The sequence below is a fragment of the Brevibacillus laterosporus DSM 25 genome (assembly GCF_002706795.1).
Taxonomy (GTDB): domain Bacteria; phylum Bacillota; class Bacilli; order Brevibacillales; family Brevibacillaceae; genus Brevibacillus_B; species Brevibacillus_B laterosporus.
In genome coordinates this window covers 638,988-658,741 of the sequence record NZ_CP017705.1, presented here as the reverse complement: position 1 = coordinate 658,741, position 19,754 = coordinate 638,988, and the positions used below count along the sequence as shown (strand labels likewise).

Below are 19,754 nucleotides of genomic sequence, written 5' to 3'. Positions count from 1 at the left end.
CCGAATTACTTAGGAAGTGAACACCAAGGAAAGAGCAGGAAAGGCCAGTCCAGGAGCATCCCAAAGGGCTTTATAAACGGAAATTAGATTTTTGGATGAAAATAGTGTAGAACACGAAACGGGAAAGAGCAGAGTAGTTTGCAGGACCGGTTTACCATAACGAAAAAGAGTGGCTTGTGGACAAAAAAGTTGCTCGGTCTGTAATGGATGATAATCATTAGGAATGTCTACTTTAGGGATAAACAACACTTCTGGCTGATTCTGTAACCAAGAACGAAAGTATACCCGTTTCTTTGCTTGTGCTACTAAACCAAGCGCTATCTCATGCTCTGGCAAGTCAGGGAGCAGATGAAGGGAGTTTGGTTCATCTAGGGAAAAGCGAAAGAGGGGACTACCTCTGCGATCAAAACGATGGGTACCTACGCCAGACTGACGCCTCGGATCATACCAAGCCTTTAGTCTGGGCGAAGGAGCTGACTTCTTCTTATACTCTATTTTAAAATCTTGTGATAAAAAACAAGGAAGTAACAAACGTTGTAAGGCACTTGGACTTAGTAAACAAATGGTACGCTTTGTTGGAGTATAAAATGACATATGCGAAAGGCTAAAGGTATGAAACCAGTGTGCTTCCGTTTGCATATATTCCCAAGCGGCCTTGGTAGGTAGTCTTCGGAATTCGTAGGAAAAAGGGTTGCCCAATGAAGGCTGGAAGTATAAACGGGTTTCTTGCTCGGAAATTTGGACATGCCTTGCATCAGCATAGGTACGTTTATACATAGAGATAGTTGCTGTAAAGCCGTTTGGTGGATCGGGTAATGAATTGTTTATTACATGTTCTGCCAAAGAGTGGTCATATATAATAGGGGATTCATAAATCATATCGCGAGCAATCAGGTATCGATTGTCAGACCGAAAAACACGGTAAGGAGCCCATTTTGTTATCGGCAACTCTGGCTGCTGTAATAAAGTTGGAGTGATAGCATGTATGGAAGTGCTTCCATCTTGCCAAATCAAGCGAAGCTCTCCCTGATATTGCAACTGTTTGTGAACGAAAGGGGAAAGTAAGTGTTCTTCTTCCAAATAAAAGTGGAAAGCAGCTAAGTCTCTGGAATGAGCGGCTAAAGCAGCTAGTAGTTTAGTTTGGAAATTACTCAATACATCTGTAGCAGTTTCATCATGCGGGAATGTGGAGTTGTTCAAGAAAAGCCCTCCTTTACTGAATCTTTAAACAAATGTAACGGAAAATCCACTTCATTCACGATCAAAAAAATGTAAGATGGAGTAGGTAAAAAATGTGCATTTTTATCCTAGCTCAAGTAACAGATAAGAGGGAGCTGTAACACAAAATTGTGTGGAATGTGGCTCGGTAACTGTACGATTCACACCCCATCCACAAATGATGGAAGAAAAAATCTTACTAATTCGACCATGAATCCATCCAGTTGGTATCTGTTGGAAACTGGGAAGCTTATAGCAGTCTTGTACTAATAAAAAATAACTGTCCATTGGTTTGCTGTGATATAGATGGTGATAACCGCTCAATATAAGGGAAGGAACTTTTTCATCAATGTGAAGAAGTGGGGAAGGGAAATCATCCCCGGATAGCAACGTTGGTAAGGAATAAAGGAGATGAGCTCCTGTTAAGTCCTCTGGTTCGTTCATATCAATAACAGATTCTCCTAGTAATGTGACAGAGGGATACAAGGTGCCAATGTAGTGAAAGGGTTGATAACAACTATGACCTTCCAAATGAGTAAGTCGTAATCGTGATGTTGCTGGTAACCATTGTCGTCTAAAAGAAGGCTGTTGCAAATAAAGTCGCAAAAGTCCTGCAAAGATCTCAGTATCAACCCAGAATGGACTAGAGACTTCCATTGAGGATGGAGTTACAATTTGCTGATGATGTCCATGATTTTCACGGGACGTGGAGAGTCGATTGTCCATTTGTTTATACAAATTTGTTATGAGCTCGTTCATAGCGGGACGCCAATGTTCAAAAAAGGTAGCGCCATCTTGATATTGGATCAACCTAGTGTGAGGGTTAAACTGAGATGTAGCTTCTAGTGTTACCCTCCAAAATTGGGATTGATAAAAGCTACCGTCACTACGGCAGAGCCATTGTTTCTCTTGTTGTATTTTGATTTGAGAACGCAATTTATATGGTATTTTTTCTTGAAAAAACCGTTTGTGCTCCAAGCCCATTTTACTGATAAGGAAATGCCAATCACGAAATTCACCCAATTGCTCCAGAGTGGATGGTGGTGGAAGCTGTTTTTCGTGTTGGCAAAACTGTTGAAAGACTCTCCACCTATTGTCATGTAAGGTAAGGTTTTTACGCGCTTGATGAAAGGCAGTAATCGCAGCAGATTCGGTTAGGTGTAAGGTGATGGCTTGTCCCATCTCTTTTTTTGTTGACCAGAGGGTGATGTGTAAAACGCTATGTATGCAAGATTGCCCAGAATCAGCAAGTCCGTTGCTCCAAGAGAAGGTCTGGGACTGGCATTCCGTGATGTGAATGATCAGCAGTAGACCAAATTGATCGGCAAGCCGTAATAAACTTGAACAAATGGATGATAAGGTAGGCGTTATGACAAATGGATCAGTGTCGTGGGGCATATCATTGCCTCCTTCCGTGCATTGGTGTCATTTATTCCAGTCTAACATGTGAGTGCAGTCAAGAATTGGCAAAGCATGGCGGAGGAAATAGCGAAAGTTCTCGACAGGAATCGGGTATTTCTCCACATTTTATAGATTGTGAATGAACCTATTACCTGTTATTATGGAGTGTATGCAAAGACGAGGAGGAACTTATGAAACGCCTTGATATTCGTAATATCGCAATTATTGCCCACGTTGACCACGGGAAAACGACACTGGTTGACAAACTTCTAATTCAGTCCGGTACATTCCGTAGCAACCAACATGTGGCTGAGCGTATGATGGATTCCAACGATCTGGAACGTGAGCGTGGAATTACAATCTTAGCGAAAACCACATCTGTAAAATATATGGATTACACCATTAACATTCTGGATACGCCTGGTCACGCCGATTTCGGTGGTGAAGTAGAACGTATCATGAGCATGGTAGATGGTGTTTTGTTGATTGTTGATGCTTTTGAAGGTTGCATGCCGCAAACTCGTTTCGTTTTACGCAAAGCATTAGAAGCAAATGTAACGCCGATCGTTGTTGTGAACAAGATCGACCGTGATAATGCTCGTCCACAAGAAGTAATCAATGAGGTTTATGACCTATTTATTGATTTAGATGCAACAGAAGAGCAATTGGACTTCCCAATCGTATATGCTTCTGGAATTCAAGGAATTGCTGGTAAGGAGCCGGATAACTTATCAGAAGACTTAAAACCATTATTTGATACAATTATTGAAGGCATTCCAGCTCCAGAAGCAAATGAAGAGGAGCCGTTACAATTCCAAGTAACGATGCTTGATTATAACGACTTCCTAGGTCGAATTGGTATTGGTCGCGTTTATCGTGGTGTTATCAATCTAAATGACCAAGTATCCGTTGTAAAACGTGATGGTAGCATTAAGAGAATGCGTGTGCAAAAGCTATTTGGTTTCCAAGGCTTGAACCGCGTTGAACAAAAAACAGCCCGTGCCGGTGATATTATTGCTGTAGCCGGTCTAGAAGATATTAACGTAGGGGAAACGGTTTGCAACGTTGATAAACCAGATCCATTGCCACTCTTGAAAATTGATGAACCTACACTACAAATGACTTTCTTGGTTAACAACAGTCCATTTGCTGGTAAAGAAGGAAAGCACGTTACTTCTCGTAAACTACGGGATCGCTTAATGGCCGAGCTAGAAACAGACGTATCGTTACGTGTTGATGAATCTGATTCAGCAGACGCATTCGTTGTTTCTGGACGTGGTGAGTTGCACTTGTCTATTTTGGTTGAAAACATGCGTCGTGAAGGCTACGAGCTAGGTGTTTCTAAACCAGAAGTAATCATTCGTGAAATTGATGGTGTGAAAATGGAGCCAGCTGAGCGTCTTATCATCGACGTTCCAGAAGAGCACACGGGTCCTGTTATGGAAACATTGGGAGCACGTAAAGCTGAAATGGTGAACATGATTAACAATGGGTTTGGACAAGTTCGTTTAGAATTCCTAATTCCTTCTCGCGGATTGATTGGTTATCGTACAGAATTCATGACCATTACACGTGGATACGGTATCCTGAATCACTCCTTTGATAGCTATCGCCCGGTTGTACCTGGTATCGTAGGTGGACGCCGCGCAGGTGTATTGATCTCAAATGATACAGGTACCTCTAGCACATATGGTTTGATGTCAGTAGAAGATCGTGGAACTATGTTTATCCATCCTGGTACTGATGTGTATGAGGGTATGATTGTTGGAGAGCATAGCCGTGATAACGACCTGACTGTTAATGTAATCAAAGAAAAGCATGCTACCAACGTTCGCTCTGCTAACAAGGATGAGACAGTTAAAATGAAAACTCCTCGTATCCTAACGTTGGAAGAAGCACTTGAGTACTTGAACGATGATGAATTGTGTGAAGTAACACCTCATTCCGTTCGACTGCGTAAGAAATACTTGAACAAGTCAGATCGTGAGCGTTATAACAAAACGAGACGTTTTGAGTAGTAAAGTATATTTTTGTTATCTCACAAATGAATGAGGAAAGAACAGCCGTTTTGGAAGCACTCCAAGGCGGCTTTTCTTTTGACTAGGCAAGCAAAGATTGCTACAGTAGACATGTTAGACATAAAGCAGATAGACAAGAAAACCACGAGGTGAAATAGATTGAAAATTGGATGTCATATTAGTGTAGCAAAAGGATTAGAAAAAGCTGCTATGCAAGCTGTTCATTTGGGGGCACAATCCTTTCAAGTGTTTACAAAGAACCCACGGGGGCTCAAACCTAAAAAGATTGATCACAAAGATGCAGATAAAGGCGTAGAAATTATGACCAAGCATGATATTACGCTAGTTTGCCATACACCTTATATTACGAATCTCTCAACACCTAAAGAGGATTTGCAGGAAGTAACAATTCGGTCCATCGTTGAGGATTTACACATTGCGGAAGCGTATGGCGCTGTTGGTGCTGTTGTACATTGTGGGAAGCATGTAGGGGAAGGCGAAGAATATGGCACCAAGCGTATGGTGGAAACGCTTGACTTGATTCTAGAGCAGTACAATGGTCCAGTGAAGCTATTGCTTGAAAATACGGCTGGACAAGGTACCGAGCTAGGCCTAACCATTCGTGCGTTAGTGGAGATTCGCAAAGCAAGTAAATATCCAGAGAAGATTGGATATTGCTTTGATACGTGCCATGCATTTGCTGCGGGACAATGGGATGAAGAAACCTTTGATAAATTATTGGAGGACATGGAGCAGACCGGATATTTAGATAATCTAATTTGCATCCATTTTAATGACAGTAAAGTTCCTTATGGAAGTCGAAAAGACCGACACGAAAAGATTGGTAAAGGTGAAATTGGTAGTGATGCATTAGCAAAATTCTTACGCTCTGAGAAATTGCAGCATTTACCTGTTGTTCTTGAAACGCCAGTTGATGATGAACAGGAATACGCTGAGGAAATGGTTTACGTACGCAACCTACAAGGATAAGAATAAAGGAGAGGTAGAGAATGGAGTTGTTAGAGCTAGCGTCCATCTATGACCCTGCAAATCCCCAAGCATTAACATGGTACGATCATTTTTTTATGTGGGCTGATTTACAACGTTATTGGATCATTTTTGTGTATCTATTACTTGTTTATTATCTGGGATTTGCAGAAAGGATACGCATGCCAATACTAAAAACAGCTTTATTAATTATCCTGCTCTTGCTCGGTTCTGTTATTTTTGCCATCCTAGATACACAACTACCGGTGCGTGGTGGATTATTTGTAGCTATTATCATTCTGACCATTGTTAAATTGCGTACGAGACCTAATCGTACTCGTGACACAGAGGCAAAATCATGAGACTAGCGGATGCCTTGTTTAATTGGTTGCAAATTCGAGTTGTCATGGATTTGCGAAAAAACGATCGTTCTGCAAGCGATACAGAGGCTTTTTTTCAGCAGATTTTACGTGAGGATCATAAGATCGATCAACTTCAAGTTCAAATTGAAGAAGGTAGATATCTTGTTACGTATACAATTGATAATGAGCAACATGAAATGACTTTTGATCGTGAAGCTGTTGACGTTTTGTTGACTGCAATCCAGAATGAACCTAAATATGCTGATTAAGGTAAGGTATCCCGATGATTTCCTAGAAAGCTAGAAGGACAAGTCAAAGTAATGATGATAGATAAAAGCTCTGCCAGCTAAACAGCGGCAGAGCTTTTTACTTGTTGGATGATTCCTATGTATGATTAATCCACTCACTATAATTTTTAGCTAACTTTTCGCAACTTTTTCCTATCAAGAACCGTCTAGGGAACAGATAATTTGAAAAGGGGCAAGTTCCATGAATAAAAAAATAACAATTTTATCGGTAGGCGTAGCTTCTGCTGGTGTACTTTTTGCTGTCGTCCCATTGATGGCCAACGCTGACTATGAGATCAAGGCACCTAACACTGCTCTTACACCTACCTCTGTGAAAACAGCAACGGCTTCGACGGATGGTATATCTAGCTATGCAAAAAATATGATGCCGGCAGGCCAAGTACGAGAGAATTATTTATATAACATAGAGAATTTAGAAAAGGAAAATAAGCTGTTTTTACAAATGCTCCTACAAGATTATAAAGATCGGGTTTATGTTGTTGTAAAAGACCCAAATATGAACTTCGAGAAAAAGCTCAAGGATGTTATTGAAGAATATGGAGATGAGTGGCAAAGTATTTTCAAAGAAGATTTTGATCATATTTACCTGTCTGTACGAGCGTTAGAGAAGGGATTTGACTCCTATTCGGAAGAAACAACAGGTGATGTGACAACAGTTGCTGGTAAGGTTCAACCAGGTGTAACAAGGGTGGTTATTACTACTGAAAAAGGAAATAAAGTTGAAGTGCTACAATTCACTTCAAAGCAAACTTTTCGTGTAAGTATGCCGCAAACATCCGCAGGAGAGATGCTAACGCTACAAGCATACCAGCAAAATAAATTAGTTGAAAGTGCGAAATTGCGGATTAAAGACGCTCCTGTACTTACGGAGAATGCATTTATTTACTCCTTGGCAAAATATAACTCACATCAGAATGAGGTTTTATTCCAAGGGAAAGTAAAGAGCTCCGCTGACCAAGTCAAAATTACGTATAACGGAATAACCAAAGAAATACCAGTCAAACAATTCTGGAGCTATGTAGGTTCCTTCTCATGGCAGATGCCTGTAACCGGTGCTACAATTCCCTCCTCTGCTAGTGTGGAAGTCTTTTCGAAGGGTAAGCTGATTGATCGTCAAACCATTCAGGTAGTAAATATCTGGAAGGATGTAGATGGAGCATGGGAAATGTTTAAACAGTGGCAGGGGGATGCCTACTTCGATGGGAAAGACAAAATGCTTCGTTTAAAAGGTAAATGGGATAATCTAAGGGAAAAGCTGGAGAAATTACCGAAACAGGCCTTAGATCCAATGAAGGTAGTGGTAACATTCCCAGATGGCAAGAAGTATGAACAAAAGATAGAAGCTATCATTGAGCAAGGGCATCAGGATGAGTATGTGTTAAAATTTCCGTTCAAGGGTTCAAATCATAATGTTACAGCTGTACATGTTGCTTTTTATAATGGGGATACGGTATTGTATGAGAAAGATTTAGAGGTTAAAAACTATGCCAAGTTAAAGTCAACCGATAACCCGCAATATGATAAAGAAAAGCAAAAAGAACAAAAAAAGAAAGAGAAAGAGCAAGAGAAAGAACAAAAGAAGAAAGAGAAAGAACAAAAACATAAAGAGAAAGAGCAAGAAAAACGCAAGGCTTGATAGAGAATTGTGAGAGCCATTGGCGAGATTAACAAAACAGACCAAACGGATGGCAAAAGCCAGGACAGTACTGTGTCCTGGCTTTTGCTGGTAGCTAAACACTTACGGACGATAGGATTGTACATACGTAATAATTTCTCTTATGTAATCGCCAATGATAGGAATGGACAAAAATTTTGATAAAAGAGAGCCTAGTAACGCTAGAACAATGGCAGTACCAATGGTTAAGCCTAATCCTCTAGCTAAGCCTGCAACAAAATTGGTCCAAATTAATCGGCGAGGGGTAGTATAATTCAGCACGATATCAGCGAATCGAATATCTTCCAAATACAGACCTATTTTGTGTAGAGTGGCATTTAATTGGCGAACCTGTTGCAATTCTTCTACGGCTTTTTCTAATTCTTGTACGAGGCGATCGGGTGAAGCGGGTGGAGTGCTCAAAAAATTTCTCCTCCTTATGTTTGATGTAAGAATGGTATCTTTTTCATATGGCATCATTGCTAGAGCGCCTAAGCCCATGTACAATAAACAATATGTAATGAAAAGAGGAGGATGATGATATGGCAGAAACAGTAGCACAATCATTATCTGAAGAATTGTTTGAATATCTACAACATGAACGCTATGTAACGTTAGGAAGTATTGACCACGAGACAAAGGCCCCTGTTTTAAGTGCAATTTCCTGGGTAGTGGCAATGGATAATCATACGATTCGAATTGCTCTGGATAGTCGTTCGCGGATTCTTACAAATGTAAGTCAGGAACCAAAAGTAGTGCTTAACTTAATCGGCTGTGGTTCTACTTATGCGATTAACGGAATTGCTACGGTTATAGTAGACAAAATGGAAGGCGTACCGCTTAAATTAAACATGCTAGAAGTAAAAATTGAAAGCGTAAGGGATATTATGTTTTATGGCTCTCGTATCAGTGTAGAACCTCAGTATGAAAAGACTTATGATCTAAAAGCAGCAACCAAGTTAGATCTACAGGTAATGACAGCACTTCGAACATAAGCTATTACTTAGCATAAGCGAAAAGAATCGGGCTCATGCAAGCTTTTGAAAAAACGACAATATTGGTTACAAAAAAAGAAAGGTGGTTTATTCCATCTTTCTTTTTTTACATATATGAAAAAATGATAAAAGCAAATGAAAAAGGCTAACTATGCATAAAGATCGGATAGTTAGCCCTGTGGATATCAAGTAAGACTTTTAGTAAAAAGAATTAAGCTTCAGCTGTAAAAGTAATAGAACGCTCGTACATTTTAGCTGCTTGCTCAAAACGCTGATTTTTTAAATGAATGTGACCCAATAATTGGTATGTTTTAATTAAAAACGCTTGCATATTTTTGATTGTAAAATAACCTCTAGCATTTTCTAGATGGATGAGAGCTTCATCATCTTCTCCTTGCATTAACATCACTTCGGCTAAGATAAATTGTGCCTCAGCCAACATTTTTTCGTTATCAGAAGAAATAACAGATTGGCAAAGGGTTTTCGCTTCATCTAAACGCTTTTGCAACCGATAGACATCAGCTAAAGCTATACGTGTAAAATTAAGAAGCTCGTCTTCAGTTTGATTAGATAAGAATTTCTGAGCTTGTTTCAGACAGGCTTCTGCTTTTTCGTAAACCATTGTCTCTTTGTACATAAGCCCTAGATTTAATTGCACTTCTGCCAAACGAACGGGATTGTTGGCGATCTCAAAAATAGATAAAGCTTGTCTATAGAAGGATTCTGCTTCTTGATATTGTTGAATTTGATGATAACAATTTCCTAGCGATAGATAAAGATCGCCGCTCTTATATAAGATTCCGTAATTTTTGTTTAATTCTTTTGCTTGTTGTAAATGTTCAATAGCTGAATAAAATTCACCTAATTTACTATGCATGCTACCTACATGCAACAAAACAGAGATACGCAATAAGCCACTAATTTCATACCGATTTAATAATTGAAGAGCTTCGTTCAAAAGATGAACGGCTTTTTCTGGTTGATCGTGCTCACAATAGAAGTGACCGAGGGAATCTAGGGCGCGAATCAAGACAGTTGGGTTATCCGAATCTTGGGTGAGAACAATACTATTGCTATAGTGATCTTCTGCTTGTTCCAAGCGACCATCCACTTCAGCTATTTTTCCTTTTGCCCAGAGATAAACACCCTCTTCAGATTGTGGAATAACAGCACCTTGTAGCTTTAACAGCCACTTACGAGCAATTTCCCATTCTTGTTCATCAATACGATTAATAATGTGGCGTAAGGAATTTTGAATTTCGACAAGCGTGAAAGAAGGGTTTTCAGTTTCAGTCCATAGTTCTTTAATTTCAGTATGTAGTCGTTTTGCCAATTGTTCCAAAATTTCAGGCGATGGGATAACCTGACCTTTTTCAATTTGGCTGACATAGCTACGATTACAAATGCCTTCTGCCAAATCTTCTTGTGTCATCTTTAGCCTTTTGCGGAATTCGCGCAGTCTTTTTCCTACTTGCGTCATATAGCAAACACCCTTGTTATTAATTTTGATTGTTTCGTGAATAATATTATTATACAACTTATTATACAAAATGTAACAATTAAATTTGGGTTGTGAAAGAAATATACAGTATCAAAATTAAAGTTTTAGCCTAATTAATAGGTCTTTAATCATTATCAAATATAAACAAACACGAAAAAGAGGCGATATAAAGCCTCTTTTTCGTGTTTGTTAAAAATATATTGATATAATAAATTGATTATAGTTCTCAACAATTTATTTGTGTAGTAAAGATAAACGAGCAATTTTTTCGGGTTGTTGAGAATGTGTACTGATTCTAAGAAGTACTTCATTAGGAACGTACGACATACTGAGTAGATCGTTCTGCCGTAAAATATTGCATAGCTTGTTCTAAATGATAGAGTGCTTGCTCATAATGCTCACAATCGGTCAAAATATTAGCATAATTCAGGTTGATCTCAGCTAGCAAATGGGGGTTGTTGCAATTGTGAATGATGCTTTCGCAGAGCTCCTTTGCTCGCTGATAGTAACCCATATCCCGATAAAGATGAGCTAGCTCGTTTGTAGCGTTATTAAACCAATGCTTTTGATCTAATTTTTGCAAAATATCAATTGCTTTTAACAAGTATTCCTCGGATTTATCGTAGCATTTCGTTACGCGATACAAAATACCCAAGTTATTATACGTATTAGCAATGAGCTTTTCATCGGGTACGAGCTTTAGCACATCAAGGGCGAGAAGGTTATATTTCTCAGCCTGCTCATGTTGGTGCAGATGCAGATGACAAATAGCCAAGCCCATGTAGATAGAAGTACTCTTGTACATGGTCCCATATGAATCATTCAATTGAACTGCCTGGTTTAGTAGCTCTATGGCCGAATAGTATTCTTCTAAGCTTCCATGCATTTTAGCAGACGTATATAGAAGGGAAATTCGTAATAAACCGCCAATCTCAAAACGATTCACCAATTGTAGTGCTTCGGTTAAGAACGGTATTGCTTTTTTCGCCTGACGAGTCATTCCATAGTAATCTCCTAGGGATTGAAGACTGCGCACTAAGGAAACAGGATCATCTACATCACGAGCAAGAGAGATGCTTTGGAGCAATAGTTCCTCTACTTCCTCAAAGCGCTGATCATGTAAGGCTAGTTCAGCTTTCGCCCATAAATAAATGCATTGATCTTCCGTGCGTAACTGCTGACCTTTTAATTTAAATAACCACTTACGCGAAATCTCAATATCATTTGCTTCTAAGCGATTAACAATGTGCCGCAATGCGTTTTGAATTTCTACTTCAGAAAATCCAATCGGTGATTCCGATTCGGTCCATAATTCTTTTAAATCGGTTTGTAAACGCTTAGCCAATTGATCAAGAATTTCGGGTGATGGTATAACATTTCCCTTTTCGATTTGACTAACATAACTACGGTTGCAAATACCAACAGACAATTCTTCTTGAGTCATACGTAGATTTTTACGGAAGTAACGTAAACGCTTACCAACATGTGTCACAAATATATCCACCTTTTCCCGTTTTTATTTTTTATTATACATAGAAATTACTAAATTGACATATTTTTCTTACTATTATAAGATATATTTGTAAGCAAAATTGCAAAAGGTCAATGGGGGTGCGTTTTTATGAAGAAGTTCGGATCCGACGCTTGGGGCTAATTGCTTATTATTGTTAATTTTACCGCCATTTTAATGATCCTCTCGACCTACTAAAAAGTTCCTCACAACTAGTGAGGAACTTTTTTTCAGTCTGTGTGAAGCATACTGTTTTCGAGTCAACTACCCAATCAGCCAATTATGCTTCATGTAAAACGGGTGTTGGTTTCGTTTGAGTATTAGACATATGCTGTTTCAGACGTTCGTTGTACCCATTTACCCAGAGTGCATCAATCATTTCAAATTGTTCTTTTGTAAGTGGAGCTACTTCAGACGCTAGTGCAAATTCTTTTAACGTTGCATCGCTCGTAATGTTAGGAAGAACGCTTACTACACTTGGTCTGAATAAAGAGAACTGGATTGCTAATTGACCAATCGTTCTATCTTTGCCATCAAATAATCCTTGTTGCTTCATTTCTTGTACAACCTCAACACCAGCTTGCATCCAATCTGTAGGGCGATGACTACGGTGATCGCTCTTATCAAAGTGTTTATCAGGATCATAGCTACCATCCAATAAACCAGAAGCGTGAGGGACACGAACGATCAAAGCACGTTTTTCTTGTTCAGCAATTGGGAATAGATTACGCGCAGGATCCTGTTCTACAATGTTGTTGATAATTTGAATAGCAGCATAGCCTGGACGCTTCAAAGCTGCAATGGATTCATCTTCCCAACCGATGTCAGGACCCATAGCTGCTCCGTAATGACGAATTTTTCCTTCTTCTTTTAAACGCTCCAATGTTTCATGAATCTCGTCACTTAGTACGGATTCCATACGTGGATTGTGTAATTGATAGAAGTCAATATAATCAGTACCTAGTCGTTTTAAGCTTTGCTCACAAGCATAACGGATATTTTCTTTGGACCAGTTTTGTGGCAATTCAGAATGCCCTTTTCGTTCGCCAGGAATATTATAAATGTCGTAGCCAAATTTCGTAGCAATGACAACCTTGTCGCGAATATCACCAAGTGCATCTTTTAGGATGGTTTCTCCTAATCCGCTTCCATACACATCGCCTGTATCAAAAAAAGTTACCCCATATTCATCATAAGAAGAGCGAAGCAAGCGTTTTCCCATTTCTACATCAGAAACGCCCCACCATTTAGTTGCTACAGACCATACGCCGAAACCTACTTCAGAGACAGAAAGATCTGTGCCGGGAAGAGTTCTGTATTTCATAGATAATCTCTCCTTCTTAATAATAAGAATAATAATCAACTATGCCTTATCTTACCATGATTGTTTTACGCTTTGAAAGTTCTTATATACATACATGTGACTGAATGGTGTCAAGTACTGTCAATCTGACAAAAAGCAGGAAGCAACAAAACAACCTATCCAAAGCCAACTGGTGTGAGGCAGGGATAGGTTGTAGGCAGGGTATGCTTACTGATTCATATAGGGTTGAGCTGGCTTTTGCTGAGGTTCTTTTTCGGGTCGCTTCATTTGCTTGGCCCCGGGTTTCTGTGATCTGGTACCTGGCTGCTGACGATTCTGAGAAGGTTGTTGTACCTTCTGACGTACATCACTTGGGAATTGAGGGATAAGACGTCCCGTGATATCCGCCAGTTCTTCCATAATACCAGCTACCGGTCTGCCATTCTGCATATCAGCTTGTACCTCTACTAAACGCTGACGTAAATCTGCATCTGCAGTCACTAAGGCTGTAGCACCTTGTGGATCTTCCTTGAGTGCCTCAGCTACAGAGTATTTAACAACACCGACCTCGGGCCGATCTAACTTTTCATCTACGTCAATGGCTACAATGGCATACTTGCCTAAGACAACGGCTGTGGACTTTTTAACGTTTTTTACTCGATTAGCCAGTTTAACCAGACGATCAGCTGTAGCTTGCGGAGATTGATCATAGGTAGGGGCAGGCTGTGTTTGTTCAACTCGTTGTGTTTTTGGTGCATTTGGATGACTGCCTTGTTGGGAACCTGCTACATTCTGAACAGTTTTAGGAGTTCCTGCTCCCTGTGTCCCAGTTTTTGGGTTATTGGTTTGGCAAGCTGTAAGTAATAAGCAACAAGCTAGAGTAGAGATAAGTCGTCTCATATTTGATCAATCCTTTCCACGGAACTCACTCCGATATTATGCCCCTAGTGTTTGCTCTCCATTGCTTTTTATACGAACGGACAAGGAGTTCGTCTATCTTTTATGCTTGTTACATAGATATGGACTATCAGTAAACTTTTACACACTCTTCCTGTAGGTCAGGTTCCCCTAAAAAAAGCAAAGAAAGAGAAGAAAACCAACAAACAAGAATAAAAAATATGCATAAAATATGGAAGATGGGTAAGGGGAGGCGAATCATGATTTGAAAAAAATCTATGTAATTGATACCAACGTACTCCTGCAAGATCCAATGGCGATCTACTCCTTTCACAACAACGATATCGTCATTCCGGCAGTCGTATTAGAAGAAGTGGATTCAAAAAAGCGATACATGGATGAAATTGGCCGTAATTCTAGGCATGTATCCCGGCTCTTGGACCGATTGCGACTCAATGGCCATTTGCATCAGGGCATACAGTTGGAAACAGGAGCTACTCTGCGGGTGGAATTGAATCATTCTGCGATGGGAAATATGCAGAAACAATTTCATGAGATGACCAATGATAATCGAATCCTAGCAGTAGCACTTAATCTACAAGAAGAAGAAAATACCACTGGACAAGGACGTCCAGTAATTTTGGTTAGCAAGGATGCTTTAATGAGAGTCAAAGCAGATGCATTAGGGTTAACCGCAGAGGACTTTTTATCGGATCGAGTGGTTCGGGAGTATTCAAGCATTTATCTTGGCTATGAAAAACGAACAGTTCCCTCAGAGGTAATAAAGCTGTTTTACAACACCCGCCGTCTATTTCTAGAGACAGTCTTTCCTCATGAAGAATTTTACCCACATCAATTCCTGATATTAAAGGATGAATGTAATCCATCAATTTCTGCAATTGGTAAAATTGATGAAGAAGCGAGATATTATGAACCTCTCGTCTCCGATGATGATCATATTTGGGGTGTGAAAGCTCGCAACGCTCAACAAAAAATGGCCATTGAACTACTATTGCGAGATGATATTCCGTTAGTCACCATGACAGGGAAAGCAGGGACGGGCAAAACCCTGATTGCGCTTGCCGCAGGATTATTACAAATTGAGGATTTACGAAAGTATAAAAAACTGCTGGTTGCAAGACCGATCGTACCGATGGGAAAAGATATTGGTTATCTTCCTGGTGAAAAAGAAGAAAAGCTCCGCCCTTGGATGCAGCCAATCTACGATAATTTAGAGTATTTATTTAACACAAAGAAATCTGGTGACTTAGAAAAAATTCTAGATGGAATGGGGAGTATTCAGGTGGAGGCTCTGACCTACATTAGGGGGAGATCTATTCCGGGTCAGTATATTATCATTGATGAAGCGCAGAATTTAACAAAACATGAGGTCAAAACCATCTTAACTCGGGTAGGCGAGGGCTCTAAAATTGTATTAATGGGCGATCCAGAGCAAATAGATCACCCATATTTGGATGAAAGCAATAATGGACTTACCTATGTGGTTGAAATGTTTAAAGAGCAAAAGCTAGCGGGTCATATCAAGTTAGAAAAAGGGGAGCGTAGTGTGTTAGCTCAATTGGCCGCAGATATTCTATAAGGTGTTTTGCCATTGCGAAAAAATGTATAAAAACATCTTGTCCTACGTAAGATATAGCTGTCGAGGTTGTTGGTAACGAACGTTTGGGACCACTCCAGAAGAATCAGGCGTCATTTCACTAGACAATGCTAGTGGAGTGCCTATTTTAATCAGGAGGCGAATGGTCGCACGCGAGAATCGTTACTACCCCAAATGAAATGGCTAATCAATTTTTCTTTAGAAATCGCTTTTTCAAAAGGTAGATGTACTAAAGAAGAGTGATGGATTGCCTACCCATTTAAAATAACCCGACCAGAAGCCGTCTCTTTAAAGAGGCGGTTTTTGTCATTCGTGTTGTTTTTCATAAGGATCCTGTTTATTTTGCTTCTTATTATTGGTGTAAAATAGTAATAATTAAAATAGATTTACATATAAAAATATTGTTTACATGCCCGTCTCTCTTGGGACATACATATGTACCAAGGAGGGACGTTACCATGGTGACATTAGATTCAACCATTTCCTTTTTGATTTATATAACGGCTGTTTCCAGTGCGGCTGCTGGGGTAACAGAGATAGCTAAAAGCGCTATTCCTTTTTTAACGTATGATTATGTACCAGATAATGATAGCTATGAAGCACATTGTAAGGCTGGGAAAAAACAACATCTTAAGAAGTTATTTAATCTCGTATTCTCTGTTTTAGCAGCAGGCTGTATCTTCGCCGAATTAGGATTAGATCCCGCACAAATTCTGATGGGAACAAATACAGCTTACGTAGCAGATGCATGGGGGGCGCGGATTTGGACATGGGGAATTGTGGCTGTGTTCGGATCGCCTTTATTTCATTCCATCTTAAAAATCTTACAAGGATACCAACAGACGGTTAGTAGCCATTTACCGCCTAAACCAAAGCAGAAAATCGATGGGAAATAAGCTGGAATGAAATTGGGTAAAAACTTGCGAACTTTATTACCCCTAGGGTAAGATATCGATATTGCTGTGATTGTACTTTACAACATATGAATGAATACCAAGGTAGGGGAACATAGATATGATAAATTGGAAAGTGATTGTGGGAAGTGCTGTACTTGCGTCTGTTGTAGCGTTAACAGGTTGTCAGCCTACGGGGACCACATCCCCAGCTCCTACAGAAAACACGACTCTCGCTCCCACATTTGATCCTGAAAATGCCAAGGAGTTTGGAATCCGTGGAGCCCATGTTGGAGAAGGCATTAAAGAAGCCATGGCTGCCTTAAAACCGGAAAAATATGAATTTATGGATATGATTAGTCGTGAATCGCTAACGGTTGAACAGTTAGCAAAAGGGGAAGGAAATATTACTACTGGCATTTTATTTGCAGACCAGGCGCAGGTTCTGGTAACGGTCCAAAAAGGAGTAGTAACCAGCATCATGGTAGGTGGTATTCCGCAGGAGCAAGGTGATAAATTTAAAACCAACAGAGGATTGTCTATGTATGAAAGTATAGATAAGGTTAAGCAGCTTTATGGGGATGCAGCTGGGGATAAAGAGCTTACGTATAAAGGAAGTAAGTATCAAGTAACATTTAGCTTAAATAACAACAAGGTCATTGGTTATCGTTTTGATGTGTTGGCTAAGTAGCGGCTAATCTCACAAGTAAAAGAGCATCTCTTACTGGATGAGGCAGTAGGAGATGCTTTTTGTTTTATGTGTATGTTAGAGACAAATGGAATTTATTTGAAAGGAATGCCAGGATGCCAGTCCAGCACAACTTTGTAACGGCTAGCCAATTGGTCAAGTAACTCCTTGTGAGTCGTGTCTGCAATATAGATGGTTTGATCCTTTGCAGTAAACGAAATCAGGATATACTGCTCCATCTGCTCATATGCTTCCTGATGATCATGAGTAAGAGGATTGTTAGAAAAGCGAAAGAAGCTTACGAGATTAGCGTATACGTATTGACGGTCATTTAGACTGATGAAGCCATAATCATTCAGCTTCGGGTTTGCCACGCCCTCTGGAAGCAACCACAAGGAGAAGCATTCGGTTTCGGCTTGATATCTGGCTGCAATCTGCAATAATTGCTGTTGGTCGTCTTCCGTGGAAACGATCATTAATTTTTTATCCCGATCGATTACTTTTACTTGTTCACCAATCTTATGTACGATTTGCGCATAAAATCCGGGGAGTTTTCCTTTGGGCATTTCTAATTCAACACCATATAAAAGAGGTACCATTGTTTTGCCTCCTATCTCTCTGATACTATAATACTGTAGCAATTATTGCCATTGTATGTAAAGACAACGGCTAAGGCAAGGGAAGGAGTTTTTTATGAACATAGAAGTACGCTCTGTTGAATTGGGACCGTTTGAGACAAATGCTTATATGATTAAAAATGTGGAGACTGGGGAGACGATTGTGGTTGACCCAGGTATGAATCCTGGCCCTTTATTGCAAGCAATGAAGTCAGAGAAGGTAGTGGCTATTCTACTAACTCACGCTCATTTAGATCATATTGGTGGACTGACAGAGCTTCGTGAACAGACTAAAGCGCCAGTCTATATCCATTCGATCGAGCAAAGCTGGCTGACAGACCCTGAATTAAATGGCTCACAACGCTTTGGATTCGCACCCATTATCTGTGAACCTGCTGAATACATGGTAGAAGAAGGGCAAGAGCTCCAACTAGCTGGCTTGTCAATTCAAGTGTTACACACACCAGGTCATTCTCCGGGAAGTGCGACATACGTAATCGGTCAGCATTGTTTTAGTGGAGATGTTTTGTTTGCTAACTCGATTGGACGCTCGGATTTAAGAGGTGGAGATCATCATACATTGATTCAAAGTATTCATGAGAAGCTATTTGAACTACCTGACGAGACAATTGTCTATCCTGGGCATGGACCACTGACTACGATTGATCGGGAAAAAACGTTTAATCCGTATGTTTCTGGTTCATTCGGATAACTGTTCTTTTAGATATGTAAAAAGCTAGCACAGGTATTTATCCTGTGCTAGCTTTTTTTACTTGTATGGAAAGGAATTCCCACTACAAAATATTGAATTTCACTTTGATTTGTAGCTTGTGTTCATCCAAAGTGGCTTCCTGTACTTGAATGTTTGGGTTGATTAACGCAGGATAAAAACTGAGGTCATATTCTTTTGACATTTCCTCTGCTGTGCTTTCTGGGAGTTCATAACCATCAAACATTAGTTTATTAATATGAAACCTTAATTCTGTGGGGGAGACCACTTCGTAAGAACCTATAATTTTCAAATTCACCTGATTGTAGTTACCTACTACTTCCAGTTGGTTATGGTCAAACGCGAAGTATGCGTGTTGGAAGATCGGATCTTTTGAAAGCAAGAACTTATTAAATTCCTCTTCTGTAATCGTTAGCTTGTGAGTAAATAAGCCTTCGGACTGAATGTGATCTGGAGTAATTAGCTGAGGGAGATCTTGCATCACTCTAGCCAACACGCCAAAAAAGTCTTGGAACACGGGTAAGCCGCGCGAACGCCAATCCTCAATTAGATCTTCCATTAACGCTTCCACAGAAGAAGAATCAGGCAATTTTTGCAGATTCTCTTCCTTCAGCAGTTTAATGGCAATCATATCAGCGAGACGTTTTTCATACATCTGCCGTAATTCTCTAATCTTTTTCAGCTGACTTTGTTTTTGTAAAGACAAGTCATTGGCGCGAGCTAGCTCTATTTGAAAACTCTCCAATTTTTTCATGTCACTGGTAAAAATGGTTTCCAATAGCCGTGCACTTGTCAGCACCTGATTAAAATCGTCTGCACTAAACAGCAGGGTTAACAAGTCATTACGTTTCCCCATGTAATAGGCTCGAGCTACTTTTCCAGCATGTTTGCGTTTAGATGAGATCGTAAGTTCTTGCTTCTTTGCCTCTAGTTCAAGCTCTGCCAAATCCCTATTGAGTTTACTCTCATCGAGCTTTAAAAGCTGTAGATTACGTTCTAACTCCAACTGGGTTAGATGCTGTTGTAAAATTGTTTGTTCCAAAGGGAGAGCTTC

At 39.9% G+C, this 19,754-nt stretch carries 19 protein-coding genes; 10 read left to right on the top strand and 9 right to left on the bottom strand.

Translation table 11 applies throughout. The annotated features are described in order from the left end of the window. Positions 1 to 9: 9 nt before the first annotated feature. Together BrL25_RS03160 and BrL25_RS03155 are read right to left on the bottom strand one after the other, a co-directional pair. The gene (locus tag BrL25_RS03160; RefSeq protein ID WP_018673360.1) at positions 10 to 1,200 is read right to left on the bottom strand and encodes a hypothetical protein; all 1,191 of its coding nucleotides are present in this window, start codon (positions 1,198 to 1,200) and stop codon (positions 10 to 12) included. Positions 1,201 to 1,302: 102 nt separating this feature from the next. Further along, positions 1,303 to 2,616 carry a hypothetical protein gene (locus tag BrL25_RS03155; RefSeq protein ID WP_018673359.1) on the bottom strand — a complete coding sequence of 438 codons (1,314 nt, stop codon included), beginning with the start codon at positions 2,614 to 2,616 and terminating at the stop codon, positions 1,303 to 1,305. A gap of 194 nt (positions 2,617 to 2,810) precedes the next feature. Between BrL25_RS03155 and typA the strand changes: the two genes are divergently transcribed. The 5 genes from typA to BrL25_RS03130 all read left to right on the top strand — a co-directional run bounded on the left by typA (position 2,811) and on the right by BrL25_RS03130 (position 7,930). Further along, the gene (typA, locus tag BrL25_RS03150; RefSeq protein WP_018673358.1) at positions 2,811 to 4,637 is read left to right on the top strand and encodes a translational GTPase TypA; all 1,827 of its coding nucleotides are present in this window, start codon (positions 2,811 to 2,813) and stop codon (positions 4,635 to 4,637) included. Positions 4,638 to 4,796: 159 nt separating this feature from the next. After that, positions 4,797 to 5,627 carry a deoxyribonuclease IV gene (locus tag BrL25_RS03145; RefSeq protein ID WP_018673357.1) on the top strand — a complete coding sequence of 277 codons (831 nt, stop codon included), beginning with the start codon at positions 4,797 to 4,799 and terminating at the stop codon, positions 5,625 to 5,627. A 20-nt stretch (positions 5,628 to 5,647) separates the two neighbouring features. Continuing rightward, positions 5,648 to 5,986: a YlaH-like family protein gene (locus tag BrL25_RS03140; protein WP_018673356.1), complete on the top strand. Its 339-nt coding sequence runs from the start codon at positions 5,648 to 5,650 to the stop codon at positions 5,984 to 5,986. Next, positions 5,983 to 6,255: a hypothetical protein gene (locus BrL25_RS03135; RefSeq protein WP_018673355.1), complete on the top strand. Its 273-nt coding sequence runs from the start codon at positions 5,983 to 5,985 to the stop codon at positions 6,253 to 6,255. Before BrL25_RS03140 ends, BrL25_RS03135 begins: the two co-directional genes overlap by 4 nt. Before the next feature lie 220 nt (positions 6,256 to 6,475). Beyond that, positions 6,476 to 7,930 carry a hypothetical protein gene (locus BrL25_RS03130; protein ID WP_018673354.1) on the top strand — a complete coding sequence of 485 codons (1,455 nt, stop codon included), beginning with the start codon at positions 6,476 to 6,478 and terminating at the stop codon, positions 7,928 to 7,930. Between the two features lie 102 nt (positions 7,931 to 8,032). Here BrL25_RS03130 and BrL25_RS03125 read toward each other — a convergent pair whose 3' ends face one another. Next, complete coding sequence (locus BrL25_RS03125; RefSeq protein ID WP_018673353.1) at positions 8,033 to 8,371, bottom strand: DUF5665 domain-containing protein; 339 nt, start codon at positions 8,369 to 8,371, stop codon at positions 8,033 to 8,035. Positions 8,372 to 8,490: 119 nt separating this feature from the next. Here BrL25_RS03125 and BrL25_RS03120 point away from each other — a divergent pair, with 119 nt between their 5' ends. Continuing rightward, the gene (locus BrL25_RS03120; RefSeq protein ID WP_018673352.1) at positions 8,491 to 8,943 is read left to right on the top strand and encodes a pyridoxamine 5'-phosphate oxidase family protein; all 453 of its coding nucleotides are present in this window, start codon (positions 8,491 to 8,493) and stop codon (positions 8,941 to 8,943) included. Between the two features lie 211 nt (positions 8,944 to 9,154). On the opposite strand, the gene BrL25_RS03115 is transcribed toward BrL25_RS03120, so the two are convergent. The 4 genes from BrL25_RS03115 to BrL25_RS03100 all read right to left on the bottom strand — a co-directional run bounded on the left by BrL25_RS03115 (position 9,155) and on the right by BrL25_RS03100 (position 14,157). Then, positions 9,155 to 10,423 carry a helix-turn-helix domain-containing protein gene (locus BrL25_RS03115; protein WP_018673350.1) on the bottom strand — a complete coding sequence of 423 codons (1,269 nt, stop codon included), beginning with the start codon at positions 10,421 to 10,423 and terminating at the stop codon, positions 9,155 to 9,157. A 331-nt stretch (positions 10,424 to 10,754) separates the two neighbouring features. Next, positions 10,755 to 11,936, bottom strand: coding sequence for a tetratricopeptide repeat protein (locus tag BrL25_RS03110; RefSeq protein WP_018673349.1), 1,182 nt, complete (start codon positions 11,934 to 11,936; stop codon positions 10,755 to 10,757). 298 nt (positions 11,937 to 12,234) lie between these two features. Next, positions 12,235 to 13,278 carry an aldo/keto reductase gene (locus BrL25_RS03105; RefSeq protein ID WP_018673348.1) on the bottom strand — a complete coding sequence of 348 codons (1,044 nt, stop codon included), beginning with the start codon at positions 13,276 to 13,278 and terminating at the stop codon, positions 12,235 to 12,237. A 207-nt stretch (positions 13,279 to 13,485) separates the two neighbouring features. Further along, positions 13,486 to 14,157, bottom strand: coding sequence for a YhcN/YlaJ family sporulation lipoprotein (locus tag BrL25_RS03100; protein WP_018673347.1), 672 nt, complete (start codon positions 14,155 to 14,157; stop codon positions 13,486 to 13,488). 262 nt (positions 14,158 to 14,419) lie between these two features. On the opposite strand from BrL25_RS03100, the gene BrL25_RS03095 reads away from it, so the two are divergent. The 3 genes from BrL25_RS03095 to BrL25_RS03085 all read left to right on the top strand — a co-directional run bounded on the left by BrL25_RS03095 (position 14,420) and on the right by BrL25_RS03085 (position 17,356). After that, positions 14,420 to 15,754 carry a PhoH family protein gene (locus BrL25_RS03095; RefSeq protein WP_018673346.1) on the top strand — a complete coding sequence of 445 codons (1,335 nt, stop codon included), beginning with the start codon at positions 14,420 to 14,422 and terminating at the stop codon, positions 15,752 to 15,754. A gap of 476 nt (positions 15,755 to 16,230) precedes the next feature. Next, positions 16,231 to 16,668, top strand: coding sequence for a hypothetical protein (locus tag BrL25_RS03090; RefSeq protein ID WP_018673345.1), 438 nt, complete (start codon positions 16,231 to 16,233; stop codon positions 16,666 to 16,668). 118 nt (positions 16,669 to 16,786) lie between these two features. Next, on the top strand, positions 16,787 to 17,356 hold the full coding sequence (locus tag BrL25_RS03085) for a hypothetical protein (protein ID WP_018673344.1): 570 nt from the start codon (positions 16,787 to 16,789) through the stop codon (positions 17,354 to 17,356). Positions 17,357 to 17,448: 92 nt separating this feature from the next. On the opposite strand, the gene BrL25_RS03080 is transcribed toward BrL25_RS03085, so the two are convergent. After that, positions 17,449 to 17,952: a hypothetical protein gene (locus BrL25_RS03080; protein WP_018673343.1), complete on the bottom strand. Its 504-nt coding sequence runs from the start codon at positions 17,950 to 17,952 to the stop codon at positions 17,449 to 17,451. A 94-nt stretch (positions 17,953 to 18,046) separates the two neighbouring features. Here BrL25_RS03080 and BrL25_RS03075 point away from each other — a divergent pair, with 94 nt between their 5' ends. Further along, a complete protein-coding gene (locus BrL25_RS03075) occupies positions 18,047 to 18,682 on the top strand; it encodes an MBL fold metallo-hydrolase (RefSeq protein WP_018673342.1) in 636 nt (211 codons plus the stop codon). Positions 18,683 to 18,764: 82 nt separating this feature from the next. On the opposite strand, the gene BrL25_RS03070 is transcribed toward BrL25_RS03075, so the two are convergent. After that, entirely contained in the window at positions 18,765 to 19,742 is a 978-nt protein-coding gene (locus BrL25_RS03070) for a coiled-coil domain-containing protein (protein ID WP_018673341.1), read from the bottom strand. Positions 19,743 to 19,754 lie beyond the last annotated feature (12 nt).